General features: G+C 70.8%; 18 protein-coding genes. 13 read left to right on the top strand and 5 right to left on the bottom strand.

Features of this window, described 5'->3' with window-relative positions:
• Positions 1-8: 8 nt before the first annotated feature.
• The 6 genes from nth to AC07VX_RS07315 all read left to right on the top strand — a co-directional run bounded on the left by nth (position 9) and on the right by AC07VX_RS07315 (position 3,757).
• Positions 9-653 carry an endonuclease III gene (nth, locus tag AC07VX_RS07340; RefSeq protein WP_493164098.1) on the top strand — a complete coding sequence of 215 codons (645 nt, stop codon included), beginning with the start codon at positions 9-11 and terminating at the stop codon, positions 651-653.
• Between the two features lie 13 nt (positions 654-666).
• On the top strand, positions 667-882 hold the full coding sequence (locus tag AC07VX_RS07335) for a DUF904 domain-containing protein (RefSeq protein ID WP_493164096.1): 216 nt from the start codon (positions 667-669) through the stop codon (positions 880-882).
• A complete protein-coding gene (locus AC07VX_RS07330; protein ID WP_493164095.1) occupies positions 879-1,190 on the top strand; it encodes a cell division protein ZapA in 312 nt (103 codons plus the stop codon). The genes AC07VX_RS07335 and AC07VX_RS07330 overlap by 4 nt, the downstream gene beginning before the upstream one ends.
• 327 nt (positions 1,191-1,517) lie before the next feature.
• The gene (locus AC07VX_RS07325) at positions 1,518-1,976 is read left to right on the top strand and encodes an EVE domain-containing protein (RefSeq protein ID WP_493164094.1); all 459 of its coding nucleotides are present in this window, start codon (positions 1,518-1,520) and stop codon (positions 1,974-1,976) included.
• Positions 1,973-2,785, top strand: coding sequence for a sulfite exporter TauE/SafE family protein (locus AC07VX_RS07320; RefSeq protein ID WP_493164093.1), 813 nt, complete (start codon positions 1,973-1,975; stop codon positions 2,783-2,785). The genes AC07VX_RS07325 and AC07VX_RS07320 overlap by 4 nt, the downstream gene beginning before the upstream one ends.
• Before the next feature lie 30 nt (positions 2,786-2,815).
• Positions 2,816-3,757, top strand: a complete 942-nt coding sequence (locus AC07VX_RS07315) for a peptidylprolyl isomerase (RefSeq protein ID WP_493164092.1) — start codon at positions 2,816-2,818, stop codon at positions 3,755-3,757.
• Positions 3,758-3,761: 4 nt separating this feature from the next.
• On the opposite strand, the gene feoB is transcribed toward AC07VX_RS07315, so the two are convergent.
• The 5 genes from feoB to AC07VX_RS07290 form a co-directional block, all read right to left on the bottom strand.
• On the bottom strand, positions 3,762-5,636 hold the full coding sequence (gene feoB, locus AC07VX_RS07310) for a ferrous iron transporter B (protein ID WP_493164091.1): 1,875 nt from the start codon (positions 5,634-5,636) through the stop codon (positions 3,762-3,764).
• Complete coding sequence (locus AC07VX_RS07305) at positions 5,629-5,889, bottom strand: FeoA family protein (protein ID WP_493164090.1); 261 nt, start codon at positions 5,887-5,889, stop codon at positions 5,629-5,631. Before AC07VX_RS07305 ends, feoB begins: the two co-directional genes overlap by 8 nt.
• Positions 5,890-6,000: 111 nt before the next feature.
• A complete protein-coding gene (locus AC07VX_RS07300; protein ID WP_493164089.1) occupies positions 6,001-9,798 on the bottom strand; it encodes a response regulator in 3,798 nt (1,265 codons plus the stop codon).
• Positions 9,795-11,036, bottom strand: coding sequence for an urea ABC transporter substrate-binding protein (locus AC07VX_RS07295; protein ID WP_493164088.1), 1,242 nt, complete (start codon positions 11,034-11,036; stop codon positions 9,795-9,797). Before AC07VX_RS07295 ends, AC07VX_RS07300 begins: the two co-directional genes overlap by 4 nt.
• Positions 11,037-11,039: 3 nt before the next feature.
• Positions 11,040-12,206: a response regulator gene (locus tag AC07VX_RS07290; RefSeq protein ID WP_493164087.1), complete on the bottom strand. Its 1,167-nt coding sequence runs from the start codon at positions 12,204-12,206 to the stop codon at positions 11,040-11,042.
• 156 nt (positions 12,207-12,362) lie between these two features.
• Here AC07VX_RS07290 and AC07VX_RS07285 point away from each other — a divergent pair, with 156 nt between their 5' ends.
• From AC07VX_RS07285 to AC07VX_RS07255, 7 genes are read left to right on the top strand one after another with little or no spacing between them, the layout of a single operon-like run.
• Positions 12,363-14,663, top strand: coding sequence for a hybrid sensor histidine kinase/response regulator (locus tag AC07VX_RS07285; protein WP_493164086.1), 2,301 nt, complete (start codon positions 12,363-12,365; stop codon positions 14,661-14,663).
• Positions 14,660-16,672, top strand: a complete 2,013-nt coding sequence (locus AC07VX_RS07280) for an ATP-binding response regulator (RefSeq protein WP_493164085.1) — start codon at positions 14,660-14,662, stop codon at positions 16,670-16,672. Before AC07VX_RS07285 ends, AC07VX_RS07280 begins: the two co-directional genes overlap by 4 nt.
• Entirely contained in the window at positions 16,669-17,778 is a 1,110-nt protein-coding gene (locus tag AC07VX_RS07275; RefSeq protein ID WP_493164084.1) for an HD-GYP domain-containing protein, read from the top strand. The genes AC07VX_RS07280 and AC07VX_RS07275 overlap by 4 nt, the downstream gene beginning before the upstream one ends.
• Before the next feature lie 25 nt (positions 17,779-17,803).
• Positions 17,804-18,544: a sulfurtransferase gene (locus AC07VX_RS07270; RefSeq protein WP_493164083.1), complete on the top strand. Its 741-nt coding sequence runs from the start codon at positions 17,804-17,806 to the stop codon at positions 18,542-18,544.
• Positions 18,541-19,497, top strand: coding sequence for an alpha/beta fold hydrolase (locus AC07VX_RS07265; RefSeq protein ID WP_493164082.1), 957 nt, complete (start codon positions 18,541-18,543; stop codon positions 19,495-19,497). The genes AC07VX_RS07270 and AC07VX_RS07265 overlap by 4 nt, the downstream gene beginning before the upstream one ends.
• Before the next feature lie 26 nt (positions 19,498-19,523).
• Positions 19,524-20,309 carry an ABC transporter substrate-binding protein gene (locus AC07VX_RS07260; RefSeq protein ID WP_493164081.1) on the top strand — a complete coding sequence of 262 codons (786 nt, stop codon included), beginning with the start codon at positions 19,524-19,526 and terminating at the stop codon, positions 20,307-20,309.
• A complete protein-coding gene (locus tag AC07VX_RS07255; protein ID WP_493164080.1) occupies positions 20,309-21,088 on the top strand; it encodes a transporter substrate-binding domain-containing protein in 780 nt (259 codons plus the stop codon). Before AC07VX_RS07260 ends, AC07VX_RS07255 begins: the two co-directional genes overlap by 1 nt.
• Positions 21,089-21,098 lie beyond the last annotated feature (10 nt).

Below are 21,098 nucleotides of genomic sequence, written 5' to 3'. Positions count from 1 at the left end.
ATCGCGGCATGAATGTCGCTCAGATCGAACGCTTCTTCGCCACGCTGCAACGCGCAAACCCTGCGCCGCAGACCGAGCTGGAATTCGCCAGCGTCTTCGAACTGCTCACGGCCGTGCTGCTGTCGGCCCAGGCCACCGACGTCGGCGTGAACAAGGCGACGAAACGCCTGTTTGCCGTCGCCAACACGCCGGCCCAGATCCTGGCGCTGGGCACCGAAGGACTGGAAAGCCACATCAAGACCATCGGCCTGTACCGCAGCAAGGCCAGGCACCTGCTGCAGACCTGCCGCATCCTGCTTGACCAGCATGGCGGCGAGGTGCCGCGCAGCCGCGAAGCGCTGGAGGCACTGCCCGGCGTGGGCCGCAAGACGGCCAACGTCGTGCTCAACGTGGCCTTCGGCGAGCCGACGATGGCCGTGGACACCCACATCTTCCGCGTCAGCAACCGCACTGGACTCGCACCGGGCAAGACGCCGCTGGCCGTCGAGCTCGGCCTGCTCAAGCGCGTGCCACCGGCCTACGGCGTGGATGCCCACCACTGGCTCATCCTGCACGGCCGCTACGTCTGCCAGGCGCGCAAGCCGCTGTGCAACGCCTGCGCCGTTGTCAACGAGTGCGACTTCGGACGGCAACTAAAATCGGCCGCCGCCTGACCCGAGCCCATCCATGGCCAGCCTGACCGACTTGACCGATCGCGTGGAGCGCCTGCTCCTTCGCCACGACGAAATCCTGCGCACCAACCTGCTGCTGCAGGTGCAGCTGACCGCCATCACGCAGGAGCGCGACAGCCTGCGCTCGCGCCTGAACGCGGCACGCGCCCGCGTGGACGCGCTGCTGGAGCGCCTGCCCGTCGAGGCCCCCAAGGAAGAGCAACAGCCATGAAGCAGATGGAAGTCACCATCATGGGCCAGAGCTATCTGCTCGGCTGCCCCGAGGGCGGCGAGGCCGCGCTGACCGCCGCCGTGGCCCAGGTGGACCGCGAGATGAGCGCCATCCGCGACGCCGGCAAGGTCAAGGCGCGCGAACGCATCGCCGTGCTGGCCGCGCTGAACCTGGCCTACCAGCTGGCCGAAACGCCCCGCGCCGCAGCCCCAGTGGCCCTGCCGGCTGCGAGCGTGTCAGCGCCGGAGCTGGATGCCCTCGTCAAGCGCCTGGACGAAGCGCTGGAACACGACGGGCAGCTCCTGTAGCGCCGTAGAATCCATCCCGTCCATCGCAGTCCCCGGGGCTTTTATTTCCTTCATCCGATGCTCTATGAGCAAGGGCTTGGAACATTCCGGACGGGCGTGATCGTCTCGCGTCAGATGAACCCGAAGTCCGGCTGACCTCGCCCACCTGTATACCCCAGGGTGTTCAGGATCTCGGCCCCCAGGATTCGCGGTGGACACCCTCATTCACAAGCCCACCCCCTACCGGCTTCGCCGGCCCCCTCAAGGGGGAGGACTCAGCGGCCTCGCAAAGCCGGTTCCGCGAGTTCCACGGGGCAAGGCACTACGTCTTGTCACTGCCGAGGTGCCATGCGCTACTGGCTGATGAAGTCCGAGCCCGACGAGGCCTCCATCCTCGACCTGCAACGGGCCGGCACCCTGCCCTGGACCGGCGTGCGCAACTATCAGGCGCGCAACTTCATGCGCGACGACATGCGGCTGGGCGATGGCGTGCTCTTCTATCACTCGTCCTGCCCCGAGCCCGGCATCGCGGGCCTGGCCGAGGTCGGCAGCGCGGCCTACCCGGACGCGACACAGTTCGACCCTTCCAGTCATTACTTCGACTCCAAGTCCAAGCTCGAGGCCCCACGCTGGGTGCATGTGGACGTGCGCTGGCGCGAGACGACGCGGCTGCTGAGCCTGAAGGAGATGCGCGAGGCGCCGGAGCTGGCCTCGATGCGCGTGCTCGAAAAAGGCAGCCGCCTGTCCATCACGCCGGTCACGCCGGCCGAGTGGGCGGCGGTGGTCAAGCGGTTGCACAGCGCATGACGGCGTCCCTAGTCATCGAACTGCTGGCACTGGGCCTGGCAGCGGGATTTCTCGCCGGGTTGCTGGGCATCGGCGGCGGCATGCTGATGGTGCCCTTCCTGACCTTCATCCTCGGCCAGCGCGGCGTCGAGGCGGGCCCGGCAGTCAAGATGGCCATCGCCACCTCGATGGCCACCATCATGTTCACGTCGCTGTCCAGCGTGCGTGCTCACCACAAGCGCGGCGCGGTGCGCTGGGATCTCGTCAAGGGTCTGGCGCCGGGCATCCTCGTCGGCGGCCTGCTGGCTGGTGCCGGCCTGTTCGCGCTGATCAAGGGTGCCTGGCTGGCGCTGGTGTTCGCGGCCTTCGTCAGTTTCTCGGGCTGGCAGATGCTGCGCAACAAGCGCCCCGCGCCCAGCCGGCAGATGCCCGGCACGGCTGGCCAGCTCGGCGCCGGCGCCGGCATCGGCCTGCTGTCGGGCCTGGTGGGCGCGGGCGGCGGCTTTGTCAGCGTGCCCTTCATGGTCTGGTGCAACGTGCCGGTGCACCTTGCAGTGGCCACCAGCGCGGCCCTCGGCTTCCCCATCGCCGTCGCCAACACGCTGGGCTATGTCATCGGCGGCTGGGGGCTTACGCCCGCGCTGCCGGGCGCCGTGGGCTACCTCTACCTGCCGGCGCTCGCGCTGATCGCCGCAGCCAGCGTGACGATGGCGCCGCTGGGCGCCCGCGCAGCCCATGCCATGGACGTGGCTCAGTTGAAGAAAGTGTTCGCGAGCCTGCTGTTCGTACTGGCGGCCTACATGCTGTGGAAGGGCCTGGCTGAGTTCTAGCGGCCACCGGCGGCGCTAAGCTCCGCGCCCATGAAACACAACGCCTCCGCCCTGGCCACGCTGGCCCTGGCCTGTCTGCTTTCCTCCGCCATGGCCGCGCCGCGCAGGGCACCGGCGCCCGTCAAGAAGCACTCCGCGCAGGAGATCCTCGCTGCGTCGCCCGGCAGCGACTGGCGCGCGCTGGACCCCGACAACACGCTGCTGATGGAGCTGGCCTCGGGCCAGGTCATCATCGAGCTGGCACCGCGCTTTGCGCCCGCCCACGCCGCCAACATCCGCGCGCTGGCCCATGGCGGCTATTGGGACGGCCTGGCCATCCTGCGCGTGCAGGACAACTTCGTCACCCAGTGGGGCGACCCCGACGGAGAGGACGCCACCAAGGCCAAGCCGCTTCCGGCCGGCGTGGCGCCGAAACTGCCCGCCGAGTTCTCGGTGCCGCTGGACCGCATCGGCAAGACCGCCGGCTTCGCCAGGCTGGCCGACGTGGACGGCTGGGCACCGCGCACCGGCTTTGCCCAGGGTTTCCCAGTCGCGGCCGACCCCAGGGCCGGCAAGGCCTGGCTGGCCCACTGCTACGGCATGGTCGGCGCGGGCCGTGGCGATGCCATCGATTCGAGCAACGGCACCGAGCTCTACGTCGTCATCGGCCAGGCCCCGCGCGGGCTGGACCTGAACATCACCGTCGTCGGTCGCGTACTCAAGGGCATGGAGCTGCTGTCTGCCCTCCCCCGCGGCACGGCGGCGATGGGCTTCTACGACAGGCCCGAGCAGCGCACCGGCATCCAGCGCATCCGGCTGCTGGCAGACGTGCCCGCCGAGGAGCGCCCCGCCTTGCAGGTGCTGAAGACCGAGTCCGCTACCTGGACCCAGCTGCTCGACGCGCGCCGCTACCGCAGCGGCTGGTTCGTGCACAGCCCGGGCCACATCGACATCTGCAGCGCCGGCGTGCCGACGCGGCCGACGCCCCAGTGAACGCTCAGCCCGCGCCTAGCGCCAGCGCCACGCGGTAGGTGATGAACGAAGCCAGGTAGGCCAGCCCGAACAGATAGCCCGTCATGATCAGCGGCAACTTGTAGCCGCCGGTCTCGCGCTTCACGGCGGCCAGCGTCGCGATGCACTGCGGCGCGAACACATACCAGGCCAGCAGCGACAGCGCCGTCGCCAGGCTCCAGCTCTGCGCGATCAGCGGCGCCAGGGCCTGCGCGGCGTCGTCGCCGGTGGCGGACAGCGCGTAGACCGTGCCCAGCGCACTGATGGCCACCTCGCGCGCGGCCAGCCCCGGCACCAGGGCCAGGCTGATCTGCCAGTTGAAACCGATGGGCGCGAAGACCTTGGCCAGGCCCGCGCCCAGCCAGCCGGCCACGCTGTACTGGATGGGTGCCCCGGTGGCGCCCTCCGGCGGCGCCGGGAAGCTGGCAAGCAGCCACAGCGCGATGGTCAGCACCATGATGATGCCGCCCACGCGCTTGACGAAGATCACCGCCCGCTGCCACAACCCGATGGCGATGGAGCGCGGGTGCGGCCAGTGATAGCTGGGCAGCTCCATCATCAGCGGGCGCACGAGACGGCCCGCGTTGGTGAAGCGCTTGAGCACCCAGGCCACAGCCAGCGCCCCGAGGATGCCGGCGAAGTACAGCCCGAACAGCACCAGCCCCTGCAACTCCAGGCCGGCCACTTCGCGCTGCGGCACGAACGCGCCGATCAGCAGCGCATAGACCGGCAGGCGCGCCGAGCAGGTCATCAGCGGTGCGATGAGGATGGTGACGAGGCGATCGCGCGGGTTGGAGATGGAGCGCGTGGCCATGATGCCGGGTATGGCGCAGGCAAAGCTCGACAGCAGCGGGATGAAGCTGCGCCCGGACAGGCCCACGCTGCCCATCAGGCGGTCCAGCAAGAGTGCTGCGCGCGGCAGATAACCCGACTCCTCCAGCACGAGGATGAAGAAGAACAGGATCAGGATCTGCGGCAGGAAGGCCAGCACGCCGCCGGCCCCAGCGATGACGCCATCGACGATGAGGCTGTGCAGCCAGCCATCCGGCAGCCAGTGGCCCACCTGGGCGCCGATCCAGGCCATGCCGGCCTCGATGGCGTCCTTGGGCGGCTCGGCCCAGGAGAACACTGCCTGGAACAGCAGGAAGAGCAGCACGGCCAGGATGACTGAGCCGGCCACCGGGTGCAGCAGCACGCGGTCGACACGGTCGCTGGGCAGCGTGGGCAACTCCTGGTCGAGCTGCAGCGCGCGCAGCATGGTCTTGACGGTCACATGGTCGTCGACCTGCTGCCCGGCCGCCGCCGCGATGGCAGAGCCCTCCCAGACCTCGGGCTTGTCGATCAGGGCACGCAACTCGTCCAGGCCTTCCTTGTGGATGGCGACGGTGCGCACGACGGGCAGGCCCAGCTGGGCGCCCAGTGCCGCAGCGTCGATCTTCAGGCCGCGGCGCGCCGCCAGATCGGCCATGTTCAGCGCGACGACGACGGGCAGACCCAGCCTGCGCACCGCCAGCAGCAGGCGCAGGTTGCGGCGCAGGTTGGTGGCATCAAGCACGCACACGACGAGGTCGGGCCGCTTCTCGCCCTTGGCGCGGCCGGCCAGCACGTCGCAGGTCACGCGCTCGTCGGGCGAGCGCGGGTGCAAGCTGTAGGTGCCGGGCAGGTCCAGCAGGCGCAGCGCCTTGCCGGCTGCCGTGACGAGGCGGCCTTCCTTGCGCTCCACCGTGACACCGGCGTAGTTGGCCACCTTCTGGTGGCTGCCGGTCAGACCGTTGAAGAGGGCCGTCTTGCCGCAGTTCGGATTGCCGACCAGCGCAACCAGCTTGCCGCCACGGTGAACATGGACGACGGCATCAGCCATGACGTGGCGTCACGGCGATGCATTCGGCTTCGGCGTGGCGCAGCGCAAACGTCGACTGCCCGACCCGCACCACCAGGTTGCCCGTGCGCTGGGCGCCGCGGCGCAGCACACGCACGGCCTCGCCCGGCAGGAAGCCCAGATCGGCCAGCCAGGCGGCCCACTCGGGCGAATGCTGGGGCGCGCTGACCTGATCGACGGTCAGCGCCTGCCCGGCAGGGGCGGCGGCGAGGCTGGAGGGCAGCAGCTCGGACATGGTCAGGTCGACAGGCGGTCGCTTCGATGAGAATGATTCTCATTGTACGCAAACCAGCGGCTGCCGGACGGCGGAAACGGCTTTTGCGCGACAGGAATTTCACGGCGCCGGTCAGCGCGGATTGAGCCGGTCCAGCAACAGGTCGCAGGCCTTCAGGGCCTTGGCAAAATCCAGCCGTGCCACGGCCGTCGACAGCTGGGTCATCTCGGCGCCCAGCGCCTCGCCATGGGCGGCACCGAGCTGCTCGCAGGCGGCCACCGAGCGCATGTTGCGCTCCACCAGCAGCAGGCGCAGCCGGCGCAGCCCGTCCAGCGGATCCCCCTCAGCCGTCGCGGCCGGCGGAACCACAGTGGGCCCGGGCGGCGACACCTGCACCGCCAATGCGGCCAGGCTGCTGTCGAGCAGGGCCTGCAGGGCGGCGACGTCGACCGCGTCCGTCGCACCGCCGTCGCGCAGCCCCGCCTCCTGCCGGGCTGCCGCGGCAGCCAGCGCGCTGGCCCCGACGGCACCGGCCAGGCCGCGCAGCGTGTGCAGGGCGCGCATAGCATCGGCCCGGCCGGGCTGCTGGAGATGGCGCCGCAAGGCCGCCATCTCCGCCGGCGCATCCTGGGCAAAAGACCTCACCAGCCGCTCATAGAGGGCTTGGCGTCCGCCCAGGCGCTGCAGGGCGGCCTTGGATTCGAGCAGCGGCAATTCGGCAGGTGCCGGCGCTGCACCCGCCGGCCGGGCCGCGACGGGCCCGACGCAGCGCAGCAGGCAGGCCACGAGCTGTTCGAGATCGATGGGCTTGGCCACATGCTCGCGCATGCCCGCGGCCAGGCAGGCCTGCCGGTCGGCCTCCATCGCATTGGCGGTCATCGCGATGATGAGGCTGTCGGGCCGGCGCGCCAGGATGCGCTGCGTGGCCTCGAAGCCATCGATGTCGGGCATCTGCAGGTCCATCAGGATGGCGTCGTAGGCGGGCTCGGCGACCAGCGCCAGATGAGCCCCCTCCACACCGCCGCCCACCAGGGTCACGCTGGCGCCTTCGTCCTCCAGCAGTTCCTGCGCCACCTGCTGGTTGAAGCCGTTGTCCTCGACGACGAGCAGCCGCATGCCGGTCAGCCGCGGCTCGCCGGACGCAGCGCGCGGCGGCTGGGCGGGCTGCCCACGCGTGGCTTCGGCGACGGCGTCATGCAGCATGGAGGCCGTGACCGGCTTGACGAGATAGCCGCCCAGGCTCTGGATGTCCTGCTCGCTGCGCTCGGCCAGCAGTTCGCGGCCGTGGGCGGTGACCATGATGATGACCGGCGCGTCGGACTCATGGCTGGCCCGGATGCGGCGTGAGGTTTCCCAGCCGTCCAGCCCCGGCATGCGCCAGTCCATCAGGATGAGGTCGTAATGGGGTTCGCCGTGCTGCGCGGCCTCGTGCACCAGCGCCAGCGCCTGCTCGCCGCTAGCCGCCATGTCGCAATCCCAGCCCAGGCTGGCGCCGATGCCCTGCAGCACCTCGCGGGCCATCGGGTTGTCGTCGACGATGAGCACCTTGAGCCCGCGCTGGGCCGGGTCGGCTTCGCCGCTGCCGGCCGGCGCGCTGTCCATCAGCAGCTCGAAGTGGAAGCGGCTGCCCTCGCCGACACGGCTGTCCACGCGCAGCTCGCCGCCCATCAGCGCGACGAGCCGGCGGCTGATGGCCAGGCCCAGACCGGTGCCGCCGTAGCGCCGGGAAGTGCTCTGCTCGGCCTGGCTGAAGCCGGCAAAGATGTGGTCGAGCTTGTCCGCCGGGATCCCGATGCCGGTGTCGCTGACCTCGAAGCGCAGCCGGGCCTTCTTGTCGGGTTCGACGCCCTCCTCGCCCAGCAGCTTCAGCCCAAGCACGACCTCGCCGCGCTCGGTGAACTTGAGCGCATTGCCGGCCAGGTTGAGCAGCACCTGGCGCAGCCGCGTCGCATCGCCGACCAGGGCCGACGGCAGGCGCGGATCGAGGCGGAACAGCACCTCGATGTCCTTGTTGCCGACATTGGCCGACAGGATGACGGCCAGCTCGCGCATGAAGTCGCTGAGCTCGAAGCGATGCGGGTCCAGCTCCATCTTGCCGGCTTCGACCTTGGAGAAGTCCAGCACATCGTTGATGACGGCCAGCAGCGCCTGGGCCGCCGTGCGGGCCTTGCTCGCGTAGTCGTGCTGGCGCGGTGAAAGCTCGGTACGCAGCAGCAGGTTGAGCATGCCCAGGGCGCCATTCATGGGCGTGCGGATCTCATGACTCATGTTGGCCAGGAAATCGCTCTTGGCCTGGCTGGCCGCCTCGGCCGCCACGCGGGCACGCACCAGCTCCACTTCGGCGCGGTGGCGCTCGGTCACGTCGATGAGCATCTGCACCACGTTGACGAGCCGGCCGCGCCGGTCGCGGATGGCGCTGGCGCTGCCGTCGGCGAACAGCTCGCCGCCGCCGGGCAGCGCGAAGCCGCGCTCGAAGCGCACGTGATCCAGCCGCGCACTGTCCAGCCGCGCCACTTCGCCGCCGAGCACGCGCCCGGGGCGGAAGTCCGGCAGGTCGGCCAGCTTGGCACCGCGCAGCTCGCCGGCCTCGCGGCACAGCATGGCCGTCAGCGCCTGGTTCACGTCCAGGATGACGCCCTGCGCATCGCACAGCGCGATGCCGACCTGGGCGCGCTCGAAGACGCCACGAAAGCGCTGCTCGCTGTCGTTCAGCGCCCGCGTGCGCTGCTCGACGCGTGCTTCGAGCAGTTGCCGTTCAACGATCAGCTGCTCGGTCATGCGGTTGAAGCCGCGCGCAAGTTCGCGGAACTCGACGAAACCGCACACCGGCGCCCGCTCGTCCAGCTTGCCGCCGGCGATGCGCGCGACGGCGCCGCTGAGCATCTCGACCGGCTCGACGATGCGCCGCCCCAGCAGCAGCCCCAGCGCCGGCGCCAGCACCAGCGCCAGGCCGAGGGCCAGGGCAAGGCGGTCGCGCAGCGCGCGTGCCGGCGCAAAGGCCTCGGCCGCGTCGAGGTTGACGGCAATGCCCCAGTCCAGCGCCGGCAGGTGGCGCCAGGACGAGACGGTCTCCACGCCCGCGTAGTCGCGCGTCAGCCCGCTGCCGCTCTCGCCGCGCAGGCCGCGCAGCGCCGGCGGAGCGTCGGGTGCGGCCAGCTCCATCAGCCCGCTCAGGCTGCGGCTGGGCGCGCGCTTGAGATCGTTGATGAAAGCGGCCTTGTCGCCGTCGCGGCGCACCAGCACGGTCTCGCCACCCAGCGCCAAGCCCGAGCGCTCGGTCGCGACGCGCAGCAGACGCTCGAGGTCCAGCTGCAGCACGACGCTGCCCAGCACGCGGTCGTCGACGACGACCGGATGGACGAGAAAGAGTGTGGCTGCCTCCTCACCGCGCAGGCGCTGCACGGAGGTCAGCTGCGGGTCGAGCTGGCCCGTGGCGCGGCGATGGGCGGCGAACAGCTCCGTGCCTTCGAAGGCGCCGCCGTCCAGCCGCGCCAGCTCCGGCGTGGATCCGGCCGGCGTCTTCATCGCGAAGCTGATGCGGCCATCGGGCTGGACCAGCAGCAGGTTGAGGTATTTGCCGGTGTCGTAGAGCCGCTCGAAAAAGGCCCGGCTGGCCGCGGGCACGCGCGTCGCCACGGCATCGCTGCGCTGCTGCAGCAGCGCGCTGCTGTCGCCGGCCTGGGCCACGACCCGGGCGTCGGTCCCGACCTCGTTGAGATACTCGTTGATCTCGTTGACCTTCTTGCGCGAGATGACGACCAGCCCCTCGGTCACCGTCTCGTGCAGGCGCTGCTCGAAGCTGGCGAGCTGCCATAGACCCACCAGCCCCAGCGGCAGCATGGACATCAGCATCATGCCCAACAACAGGGCCGGCCCGACGCGCCAGGCTCGGCGCGCCGACTCGACGGCGACGGGGGGCGTAGCGCTCAATGCCTCACCTCGGAACGCGCAATCAGCGCCATCCAATGCTCGGTGGAGCGGAAGGCCGGCCAAGGCTCTGGCCGGATGTAGCGCGGCAGCACGAAGACTTCGCCGAGCTGGCCGCCCGGCTTGACCTGCGCGATGCGCAACTGGCGCCACAGGTGCCGGCTGTGCCCGTCCACCGCCGCAAAGCCCTGCGGCGCCGGCACCGTCTGATGCAGCACGTTGGCATTGACAGCATCGGTCTGCGGGCTGCCGACCTCGCGCACCGCAGCGGCCCACAGCTGCACCCCCAGGTAGGCCGAAACCGCTGGGTCGCCAGCCTGAACGGCCTCGCCCTGGCTGCGCCGCAGCCGCGCCAGAAAGCCCTCGTTGGCCGGGCCGGGCTCGGACTGCAGATAGCTCCAGGCCGTGAAGTGGCGGTCGAGCCGCCCCCCGCCGAAGGCCGCCATCTCGGGCTCGGCAGCGCTGAAGGACAGCAGCGGCAGGTCGGTCAGCCCGGCCGCCACGAGAGCATCGAAAAAGGCCTGGTTGCTCTCGCCCGCAATCGCGCTGAGGACGATGTCGGGCTGCAGCTTCTGCAGGTCGGCCATGACGGCGCCCATGTCGCGCCCGCCCAGCGGCACATAGCGCTCGCCCAGCACCTCGCCGCCGCCCAGCGCGATGAAGTCACGCAGCACGGCCCCGAGTCGGCGCTGGTACAGGCCGTCGGTGCCGACCAGGTAGATGCGCCGTCCGAAGCCGTGCATGGCCCAGTCGGTCGCCGGCAGCGCCTGCTGGTTGGGCGTCGGGCCGGTGTAGAGGATATGGGCCGACTGCTCCATGCCCTCGTGCGCGGCCGGATAGAACAACAGGTGCCGGTGGGTCTCGACGACGGGCCTGACGGCCTGGCGGCAGGTGGAGGACCAGCAGCCGAACAGCGCCACCGCATGCTCCGTGCCGATGAGACGCTCCGCGGCAGCGGCCGCCACGCGCGGATCAGAGCGCGAGTCCTCGATCTTCAGTTCGACTCGACGCCCCACCAGCCCGCCGGCCGCATTGATCTCCTCCACCGCCAGCCGCGTGGCCGCCACCAGCGGCGCCTCGCTCGCGGCCATTGGGCCGCTGAGGGCATGCAGCAGACCGATGACGATGGGGCTGTGCGCGGCCTCGGCGGCCGGCCGGTGCATCAGCCAGCCCCCCAGTCCCAGCATCAACAACAGCAGCAGGCCGCCCAGCCACGCCAATCGGGCCCGCACCGCCAGCATGGCCTATCCCGCCGTGCGCCGCGCCTCGGGCGAAATCATCGGCAGCGTCAGCCGCACCGTCGTGCCGACGCCAGGCGTGGACTCGACCTGGATCTGGCCGCCCAGCGCGAAGGTGACGAGGTTGCGCACGATGTAGAGCCCCGGCTCCGTGCGGTTGAGGCCGAAGCGCGTCGAGAAGAACGGGTCGAAGACGCGCCCCAGCATGCCTGGCGGGATGCCGACGCCATGGTCCTGCACCGTGATGACGAGCTGGTCGGTGCCCAGCGGCCGCACGCGCAGGTGCACCTCGCCGCCGGCCTCGCGGTAGGCATGCTTGATGGCGTTCTGGATCAGCGTCGCCAGCACCTTGGCCAGCGCGCCGCGGAAGCTCAACAGATGCAGGTCGTCGCCGGCATCGAGCTCGCAGCGCACCTGGTGAGTCTCCAGCGCCGGCGCCAGGCCGGTGACGACCTCGTGGATCAGCTCCAGCAGCGAGAAGCTGCGGCGCTGGTCGCCGAAGTTGTCGGCCGTGGACTGCAGGAAGGAGTCGACGATGGACAGCGTGCGCTGCAGGTTGGACAGCACCAGGCCGACGCTCTCCTCGCTGACGCGCAGGTGCTTGTCCAGATCGCTGCGCTTGATGTTGCCGCCCTGGGACAGGCTACGCAGCTGGGCCAGGTCGTCCTGCAGCGTGCAGGCGGAGATTAGGGCATTGCCCAGCGGCGAGCTCAGCTCCTGGGCGATGCCGGAGATGGTGCGGCCCACCGAGGCCAGCTTGTCGCGCTGGAAGAGCTCGATCTGCGAGCGCGCGAAGCTCTCGGAGGCCAGCTTGAGCGCCAGCTGGGTGCGCACACGGGCCTTCACAACGACATCGACGAAGGGCTTGGGGATGTAGTCCACCGCGCCATGGGCAAAACCCTCGGCCTCGTCGGCGGCGCTGCCCTGCACGGTCACGAAGATGACGGGAATGCCGCGGGTGCGCGGATCGGCCTTCAGGCGGTCGCAGACCTCGTAGCCGCTCATCTCGGGCATCAGCACGTCGAGCAGGATCAGGTCCGGCAGCTGCTGGGCGCAATAGGCCAGGGCCTCGGCGCCGCTGGTGGCCATGGAGACTTCGCATTCGTCCACCAGCAGCTGGTACAGCGCGTGGATGTTGCTCGGCTGATCGTCGACGACAAGGATGAGCGGCATGGCGGCCCAGGATAACCGCAGCCCTAGCCACGGCGCCACAGGCCTGCCCTGGGCTTTCCCCAGGGCCGAGACCGGCCCGCATCGCAGGTTCGGTGCCTCTGCCGCTCCCATAATCGGCTCGTTTCACACGACCGTCCAATGCTTCAGCGCCCGCTCATGCTCGGTCTTCTCTGGCTTGCCATGGCGGCGCTGCTGGTGCTTTTCGCGTTGCTCTGGAGCCTGCGCGGGGCGGGTGGCGCCGTCGTCGATGCCGCCCTGGTGATTAATGCCCTCCTGCTCCCGCTGCCACCGCTGTGCCTGTTCGTGTTGCGCCGCTGTGTCGACGCGGCCGCGGCCCACCGGGCCACGGTCCAGTCCAAGGCCCGCTTCATCGCCCGGATCAGCCACGAAATCCGCACACCCATGAACACCGTCATGGGCATGACCCAGCTCGCCCTGCAGACCTCGCTCAGCGCCGAGCAACGCGAACTGCTGACCAAGGCCGACGCCGCCTCGCGCGCGCTGCTCGGCCTGGTCGGCGACGTGCTGGACGTGTCCAAGATCGAGGCCGGCCTGCTGCAGATCGACAACCAGCCGCTGCAGCTGGAGGACGTCGTCGCCCAGGCCATCGAGCTGGTGCGGCCCATGCACACCAACCCCGACGTGGCCCTCATCTGCGACTGGGCCGATGCCAGCCTGCTCGGTGCGCGTGGCCAGTTGTGCGGCGACGCGGCGCGCCTGCAGCAGGTGCTCGTCAACCTGCTGTCCAGCGCCCTCAAGCACACGTCGGCCGGCCAGGTGCTGCTGCGCCTGGCCGCCCATCCCGGCGACGAGCTGGGCCGTGTGCCGCTCAGCATCACCGTGCAGGACAGCGGCATCGGCATGAGCGCCGAGCAGCTCGGCAGCCTGCTCCGCCCGCCCGACCATGGCGACCCGGCCAGCCCGCAGCGCCACGGCGGCACCAACCTGAAGCTGGGCCTCACGCGCCGCCTCGTCGAGCTGATGGGCGGCACGCTGGACGTGCAGAGCCAGCTCGGCCGGGGCAGCAGCTTCGAGATCCATCTCGCGCTGCCGCAGGACCGTCAGGGCCGCCCACCAGTCCCGCCGCAAGCGCAGCGCCTGCTGCTTGCCATGGCCCGCACCGAGAGCCGCGAAGCCACGCTGACCCTGCTGCGCCACCTGGGGCTGGGCGCCGGCCTCGCGGCCTGCGGCGACGTGGCTGGGACGCTGGCCGCGCTGGCCGAAGCCCGCCAGGGCGGCCACCCCTTCGACTGGCTGCTGGTGGACTGGCTGCTGCCCGGCCCGGGCCCCACCGGCGCCGAGCTGCTGGCCCAGCTGCGCCGCGACCACCCCGCGCTGCGCATCGCCGTGCTGAGCCCGCCCGGCTCGGATGGCGAGCCGGGCCAGGCCCGCGCGTTCGGCGCTCGCGCCCTCTGCCCCACGCCGCTGCTGTCCGGCGACCTGCGCCGCCTGCTCGGCGACCTGGCCGCGGATCGGCCCGCCGTCCTGGACGGGCCATCGCTCGCCGGCCTGCGCGTGCTGCTCGTCGAGGACCACCCCGTCAACCAGGAGATCGCGCTGCGCCTGCTGACCAGCCGGGGCGCCCGGGTCGACGTCGCCGGCAACGGCCAGGAGGGCCTGGACCGGCTGCAGGCCCGGGGCCCCCAGGCCTATGACCTCGTGCTGATGGACCTGCAGATGCCGGTGCTCGACGGCCTCAGCGCCACCCGCCGGCTGCGCGAGCTGCCCGGCTTCGGGCACCTGCCCGTGCTCGCGATGACCGCCCACGCGCTGGCCGAGGAAAAGGCCCAGTGCCTGGCCGCCGGCATGCAGGGCCATATCGCCAAGCCGCTGGACGTGGCCCGCCTCGTGCGCGAGCTGCAACGCTACCGCCCGCCCGCCGCGCCGCCGCCGGCGCGCCCGACGCTGGACCTGCAGCTCGGCCTGCGCCAGTTCGACGGCCAGGCGGCCCTCTACCGCCGCACGCTGCAGGGCTTCGCTGATCAGTACGCCGACGGCCTGGCCGCCTGGCCCGGCTGGCTGAGTGCCGGCCACTGGACCGAACTGCGTCGGGCCGCCCACACGCTGCAGGGGCTGGCCGCCACGCTGGGCGCCCGGCCCCTGCACCATGCCGCCCTCGCGCTGGAGCGCAGCGCCGTGGCAGCCGATACAGCCCACGCAACCCTCCAGTTCGAGGAGGTGCGGACCGGCCTCGCCCAGCTGCAGGCCGAAATCCAGGCTGCCCTGGCCCGCCCCTGGGACAGCACTCCGACGCGCAGCGGCGCCCCCGGCAGCATCGACGAACTGCGCCAGCTGCTGGCCCAGAGCGACAGCCGAGCCCTGGACTGGTGGCAGGCCTACGGCGCCCACAGCGATCTTGCCCCCGCCCAGCGCCAGCAGTTGGAGCAGGCGCTGGCCGCGATGGATTTCGACGCCGCCGCGTCGGCCCTCGGCGCGCCGCGCGGGAACGGCGCGTGAGGCCCGCCGTCATCGTCGTCCTGGGCCCCGTCGGCACGCGCTGGCTGTTCGCCGTCATCGTCGCCTCGGCACTGTTCGCCTGGGGCAGCGAGACCACCCTGGGCGTCATCGAGCCCAGCGATCGCATCGCCTACCCGCTGATCGCCGCCACCTTCGCAGCCCTGGGCCTGCTCGCCTGGCGCCGGCCGCAGCGGCTGAGGCTGTGGCAGCGCGCCGGCGTCACGCTGCTGGCCCTGTACTTCAGCCTGACCATGCTGGCCTTCACGCTGCGCCCTCCACCCGGGCCCAGCCTCTACACGCTGGGCAGTTTCGCGCCCTGGGCCATGGGCGGCACGCTGCTGCTGTTCACGACCTGGCGCGCCCGTGAGGCCCTGCTCATCTCGCTCGGCCTGCTCGTCGTCATGCTGGCACCGCCGACGCTGCTGCGCTTCTACGGCACGCCGCCGCCCTGGCTGATCGACGGCTGGCCGCTGATCGCCAACCTCGCCCTGTGCCAGACGATGTTCTGCGTGGCGCTGTGGGGCCTGTCGCGCCAGCTCGCGCGGCTGACGCAGCTGGCCCCGGCGGCCGGCGGCCTGGCCACCCCGGACGACCTCGTCACCGCTCGCATGGCCGAGATGGAACGCTCCCGCGCCGCGGCCGAGGCGGCCTCGCGGGCCAAGTCCGATTTCCTCGCCAACATCGGCCACGAGATCCGCACGCCGATGAACACGGTGCTGGGCCTGACGCGTCTGATGCTGCAGGGCCGGCTGGCCACCGAGCAGCGCAGCCGGCTGCAGGAGGTGGCCAAGGCCGGGGAGTCCCTGGTCAGGCTCATCGACGGCCTGCTGGACTATGCCGATCTCGACGCCGGCCGCATGCAGCTGGCCGCGGACCCGCTGCACCTGGAGCAGTTGCTGGCCCACGCCTTCGACGCCGTGCGCCCGGCTGCCCAGGCCAAGCACCTGGAGCTGATCTGCGAGATCGCATCGCCCGAGCTGCTGGGCATGGCCGGGGCGCGCCGCGGCGACGCGGTGCGCCTGACCCAGCTCGTCACCGAACTGCTGGTCAATGCCGTCAAGTTCACGCCCGCCGGCCAGGTCAGGCTCAGCGTCAGCCTCGATGCGGCCGGCGGCTGGGTGCTGCGCGTACGCGACAGCGGCGTCGGGCTTGCTCCCGAGCAACTCTCGCGGCTGTTCACGCCTTTCGCCCAGGCCGAGGCCAGCGCCACGCGGCGCTTCGGCGGCACGGGCCTGGGCCTGGCCATCTGCCGGGCCCTGGCAGAACGCATGGGCGGCACGCTGACGGCGAGCAGCACCCCGGGCCGCGGTAGTGAATTCGAGCTGACGCTGCCGGCTTCGCCCTGCCCGGAATTCAAGCTGCCGGCGCCGCCCCCGCCGGGCCGAGTGCTGCTGGTGCAGACCGCGCACAGCGGCGGCCACGACAGCCTGATCGCGCTGCTCAAGGCGCTGGCGCCGTACACGCGCGTCGACCTGCTCGCCCAGGGGCGGCAGGCGCTGGCGCGGCTGGTGGCCTTGCCCGCCAGCCAGCCCTATGACCTGCTCATCATCGACTGGGTGCTGCCCGACATGGAGGGCGGCGAGCTGTTGACCCGCCTGGCCCAGAGCGGCCCGCCACGCGCGCGCCGCACCGTGCTGCTGAGCGCCTTCGACACGCCGGTGCTGCGCGAGCGCGCGCAGCGTCAGGGTGCCGAAACCCTGTGCGCCAAGCCGCTGCTGCCCCACCTGCTGCGCCGCCTGCTGGACCTGGACCGGCCGCTGCCGGTCGACCTGCCCCTGCCCGCGGCGCCGCCTCCCGCCATCGACGGCGCCGACCCGGCCACGCTGATCAGCGAGCTCGACACCCTGCTCGGCGAGGCCGACAGCAACGCGCTGACGCTGTGGGAGAAACACGAATCCACCCTCATCGAGGCCCTGCCCGTCGCCCAGGCCAAGGCCCTGGCCGGCGCCATGCAGCGCTTCGATTTCGACGAGGCCCAGGCCGCGCTGCGCGGAGAGATCAAGCCATGATGAGGACGCCGCCCGAGATCGCCGCTGCTGCCCAGGCCACCGTGCTCGTCGTCGACGACACGCCGGCCAACCTGACGCTGCTGGCCCAGGTGCTCAAGCCCGACTACCGCGTGCAGCTGGCCGTCAGCGGCGCCAAGGCGCTGGAAATCTGCCGCCGCCAGCCGCCCGACCTCATCGTGCTGGACGTGATGATGCCGGAGCTGGACGGCTACGAGGTATGCCGCCTCCTGAAGACCGACCCGGCCACCCGCCGTGTGCCGGTGATCTTCCTGACTGCGCTAACGCGGCCCGAGGACGAGAGCGCCGGCTTCGAGGCCGGTGGCGCCGACTTCATCCACAAGCCCTTCAACCCGGCCACCGTGCGGGCGCGCGTGCGCACCCATCTGCAGCTCAAGCTCGCCGAAGACCATCTGCTGCGCCACAACGCCCAGCTCAGCGACGAACTGGACGCGCGCCGCCGCGAGGTGGAGCGGCTGCGCGACACGACCCTGTTTGTCATGGTGGGCCTGGCCGAGTTCCGCGATGCCGACACCGGCAACCACATCCAGCGCACCCAGGAATACGTGCGCGCGCTGGCGCGCTGGATCGCGGCCCAGCCTGACGGTCCGGCCGACCTGACCGAGTTCGCCATCGACGAGCTGGCCAAGGCCGCGCCGCTGCACGACATCGGCAAGGTGGCCATCCCCGACGGCATCCTGCTCAAGCCCGGCAAGCTGTCGCCCGACGAATGGCAAGTCATGAAGACCCATGCCGAGCATGGCGCCGACCTGTTACAGCGCGCGGTCGACCGCCTCGGCGACGATGCCGGCCTGATGCTGACCTTCGGCCGCCAGATCGCCCGCCACCACCACGAAAAATGGGACGGCAGCGGCTACCCGGACGGCCTGGCCGGCGAGGCCATCCCGCTGGCGGCGCGGCTGATGGCCGTGGCCGACGTCTACGACGCGCTGATCAGCGAGCGCCCCTACAAGCAGGCCATGACGCACGACGAGGCGCTGGCCTACATCCGCAACGGCGCCGGCAGCCACTTCGATCCGCGCATCGTCGAGGCGCTCGATGCCTGCCTGGACGAGGTACGGGCCATCGCCTCGCGCTGGGCAGACTGAGCACGACCCGATAATCCGCGGCCTCATGCAGACCGGCCCCATCCTCAACATCTCCTGCTACCTCTTCGTCTCGCTGACCGACACGGCGGCGCTGCGCGACCGGCTCCATGCCCGTGCCGAGGCGCTGGCCCTCAAGGGCACGGTGCTGATCGCCGAGGAAGGCATCAACCTCTTCCTGGCCGGCTCCGCCGAGGCCGTGAACGCCTGGGTAGACGAGCTGCGCGCCGATGCCCGGTTCGCTGCGCTGACGCCCAAGGAGAGCTGGAGCGAGGCCCAGCCTTTCCAGCGGCTCAAGGTCAAGGTCAAGCCGGAAATCATCCGCATGAACCATCCCACGATCCGCCCCGATCAGGCGCCGCGGGCCCCCGCCCTGCCGCCGGCCACGCTGGCGCGCTGGCTGGACCAGGGCCACGACGATGCAGGCCGGGAGGTCGTCATGCTGGACACGCGCAACGGCTTCGAGGTCGACCACGGCGCCTTCGACGAAGCCATCGACTGGCGGCTGCACAAGTTCAGCGACTTCCCCGAGGCGCTGGCCGCGCACCGCGATGAGCTGGTCGGCAAGACCGTGGTGAGCTACTGCACCGGCGGCATCCGCTGCGAGAAGGCGGCCATGGTGCTGCAGGCCCAGGGCCTGACGGCCTGGCAGCTGGACGGCGGCATCCTGAAGTATTTCGAGGACACCGGCGGCAAGCATTACCACGGCGGCTGCTTCGTCTTCGACGACCGCGAATCGCTGGCCCCCGACCTGAGCCCGGTGCCGTGAAGGGCAGGCTCGGCGAACTGCTGCTGAAGGTCTTCGGCATCCTGCTGATGCTGGGCGCGCTGGGTTTTGCCGTCAGCAAGGCCCCGGACCGTTCGCTGGAGAGCCTGGTGCCGCGCTGGGCGCCGCCGCCGTCGGACTTCGTCGACATCGACGGCCTGCTCGTCCACTACCGCGACCAGGGCCCCAGCAGCGACCCGCTGCCCCTGGTGCTGATCCACGGCACCAGCGCCAGCCTGCACACCTGGGAGGGCTGGGTCGCCGGACTCGCGCCGACGCGCCGCGTCATCAGCTTCGACCTGCCCGGTTTCGGCCTGACCGGCCCGAACGCCGACAACGACTACAGCGACGCGCGCTACGTCGCCTTCGTGCGCCAGCTGCTGGCGCGGCTGGGCGTAGGCCGCGCCATCTTCGTCGGCAATTCGCTGGGCGGCGAGATTGCCTGGCAGCTGGCCCTGGCCGACCCGGCCCGCGTCGCCGGCCTCGTACTCGTTGACGCCGCCGGCTTCGACTTCCAGCCCGAGTCCCTGCCGCTGGGCTTTCGCATCGCCCGCATCCCTGTGCTGCGCGAGCCCATGCGCTGGGTGCTGCCGCGCCGCGCCATCGAGAACAGCGTGCTGGACGTCTACGGCGACCCGGGCCGCGTAACCGCCGCGCTGGTGGACCGCTACTACGAGCTCGCGTTGCGCGAAGGCAACCGTGTCGCGCTGATGCGGCGCATGGACCAGCTGGCACCCGGCCCCGTCGCGCGCCTGCCCGAGATCCAGGTGCCCACCCTCATCCTCTGGGGCGAACGCGACCGGCTGATCCCGCTGCGCTGGGGCCGCGAGTTCGAAAAAGGCATCCGGGGCAGCCGGCTGGTGGTTTTCCCGAAGCTGGGCCATGTGCCTCAGGAGGAAGACCCGGCTGCTACCCTTGCGGCCTTGCGCGACTGGCTACCCGACGTCGCCCGCTGAACACCGTCCAACCCAAGAGGTCCGACATGAAGAAAACCGTCCTGTTTGCCCTGACACTTGCCGCGTCGCTCGCCCAGGCGCAGGCGCCCGAGTGGAAGAAGCTGCGCATCGGCGTCGAGGGCGCCTACCCGCCCTTCTCCGAGATCGGTGCCGACGGCAAGCTCAAAGGCTTCGAGATCGAGCTGGTGCAGGCCTACTGCGCGGAGATGAAGGCGCAGTGCACGCTGGTGCAGCAGGACTTCGACGGTCTCATCCCGGCGCTGCAGTCGCGCAAGGTGGACGCCATCTTCGCCAGCGTCTCCATCACCGAGGAGCGCGCCAAGGTCATCGCCTTCTCCAAGCCCTACTACAACACCCCGGCGCGCCTCATCGCCAAGACCGGCGTGAAGCTGGACCCCACGGCCGCCGGCCTGAAGGGCAAGAAGATCGGCGTGCAGCGCGGCACCACGCATGAGACCTACGCGAGCAAGACCTTCACGCAGAGCGAGATCGTGCGCTACGGCAGCCAGGACCAGGTTTTCCTCGACCTCAAGAGCGGCCGCATCGACGCCACGCTGATGGACTCGCCCGCCGGCGACTTCGGCTTCCTGAAGAAGCCCGAAGGCAAGGGCTTTGCGTTCTCGGGCCCGGCCATCCTGGACGACAAGGTCTTCGGCGTCGGCACCGGCGTGGGCATGCGCCGCGCCGATGAAGCGACGCTGGGCAAGAAGTTCAATGCCGCCATCGATGCCGTGCAGGCCAACGGCACGTTCAAGAAGCTGGCCGACAAATACTTCGACTACGACATCGCGCCGCGTACTAAGCAGCCGTGATGCGACGACGCTCCGCCCTGGGCGCAGCGAGTCTGGCCCTGGCCGGCACGGCGCTGGCGCAGACCGCCCAGCGCCTGCGCGTCGGCTTCGCGGTCGGTTACGCGCCGTTCAGCGAGGTCGGTGCCGACGGCCAGCTCAAGGGCTTCGAAGTCGACCTGGCCCAGGCGCTGTGCGCCCGGCTGGCCCTGCCCTGCACGACGGTCATCCTCGACTTCGACGGCCTGATCCCGGCGCTGCAGTCGCGCAAGATCGACGCCATCATGGCCTCGATGTCCATCACACCCGAGCGCCAGCAGGTCATCGCCTTCACGCAGCCCTACTACTTCTCGCCGGCGCGCCTGGTGACGCGCAGCGACGCGAAGCTGGACATCACGCCGGCCGGGCTCAAGGGCAGGCGCATAGGCGTGGAGCGCGGCACCGCCCATGAGCGCTTCCTGGCCGAGCAGTTCCAGGACAGCCAGGTGCTGCGCTACGCGACGCAGGACCAGGTCTTCCTCGACCTGAAGTCCGGCCGCCTGGACGCCACGCTGGTGGACGCCGTCATCGCGCAGTTCGGCTTCCTCAACCAGGCCGATGGCCGCGGCTTCGGCTTCGTCGGGCCCGACTTCGGCAGGAACGAGCGCTACTACGGCCGCGGCATCGGCGTCGGCCTGCGCAAGGCGGATGCCGCCACGCTGGGCCGGCGCCTAGACGACGCCCTCGCAGCACTGCGCAGCGGTGGCGCACTCAAGGCCTTGAACGACCGCTACTTCAGCTTCGATCTCGTCAGCCCACGCTGAAAGACCAGTC

It is taken from the genome of Roseateles sp. GW821-FHT03B02 (assembly GCF_059421025.1).
The sequence above is the reverse complement of the archived record's forward strand: the minus strand, read 5'-3'. Positions and strand labels throughout refer to the sequence as shown.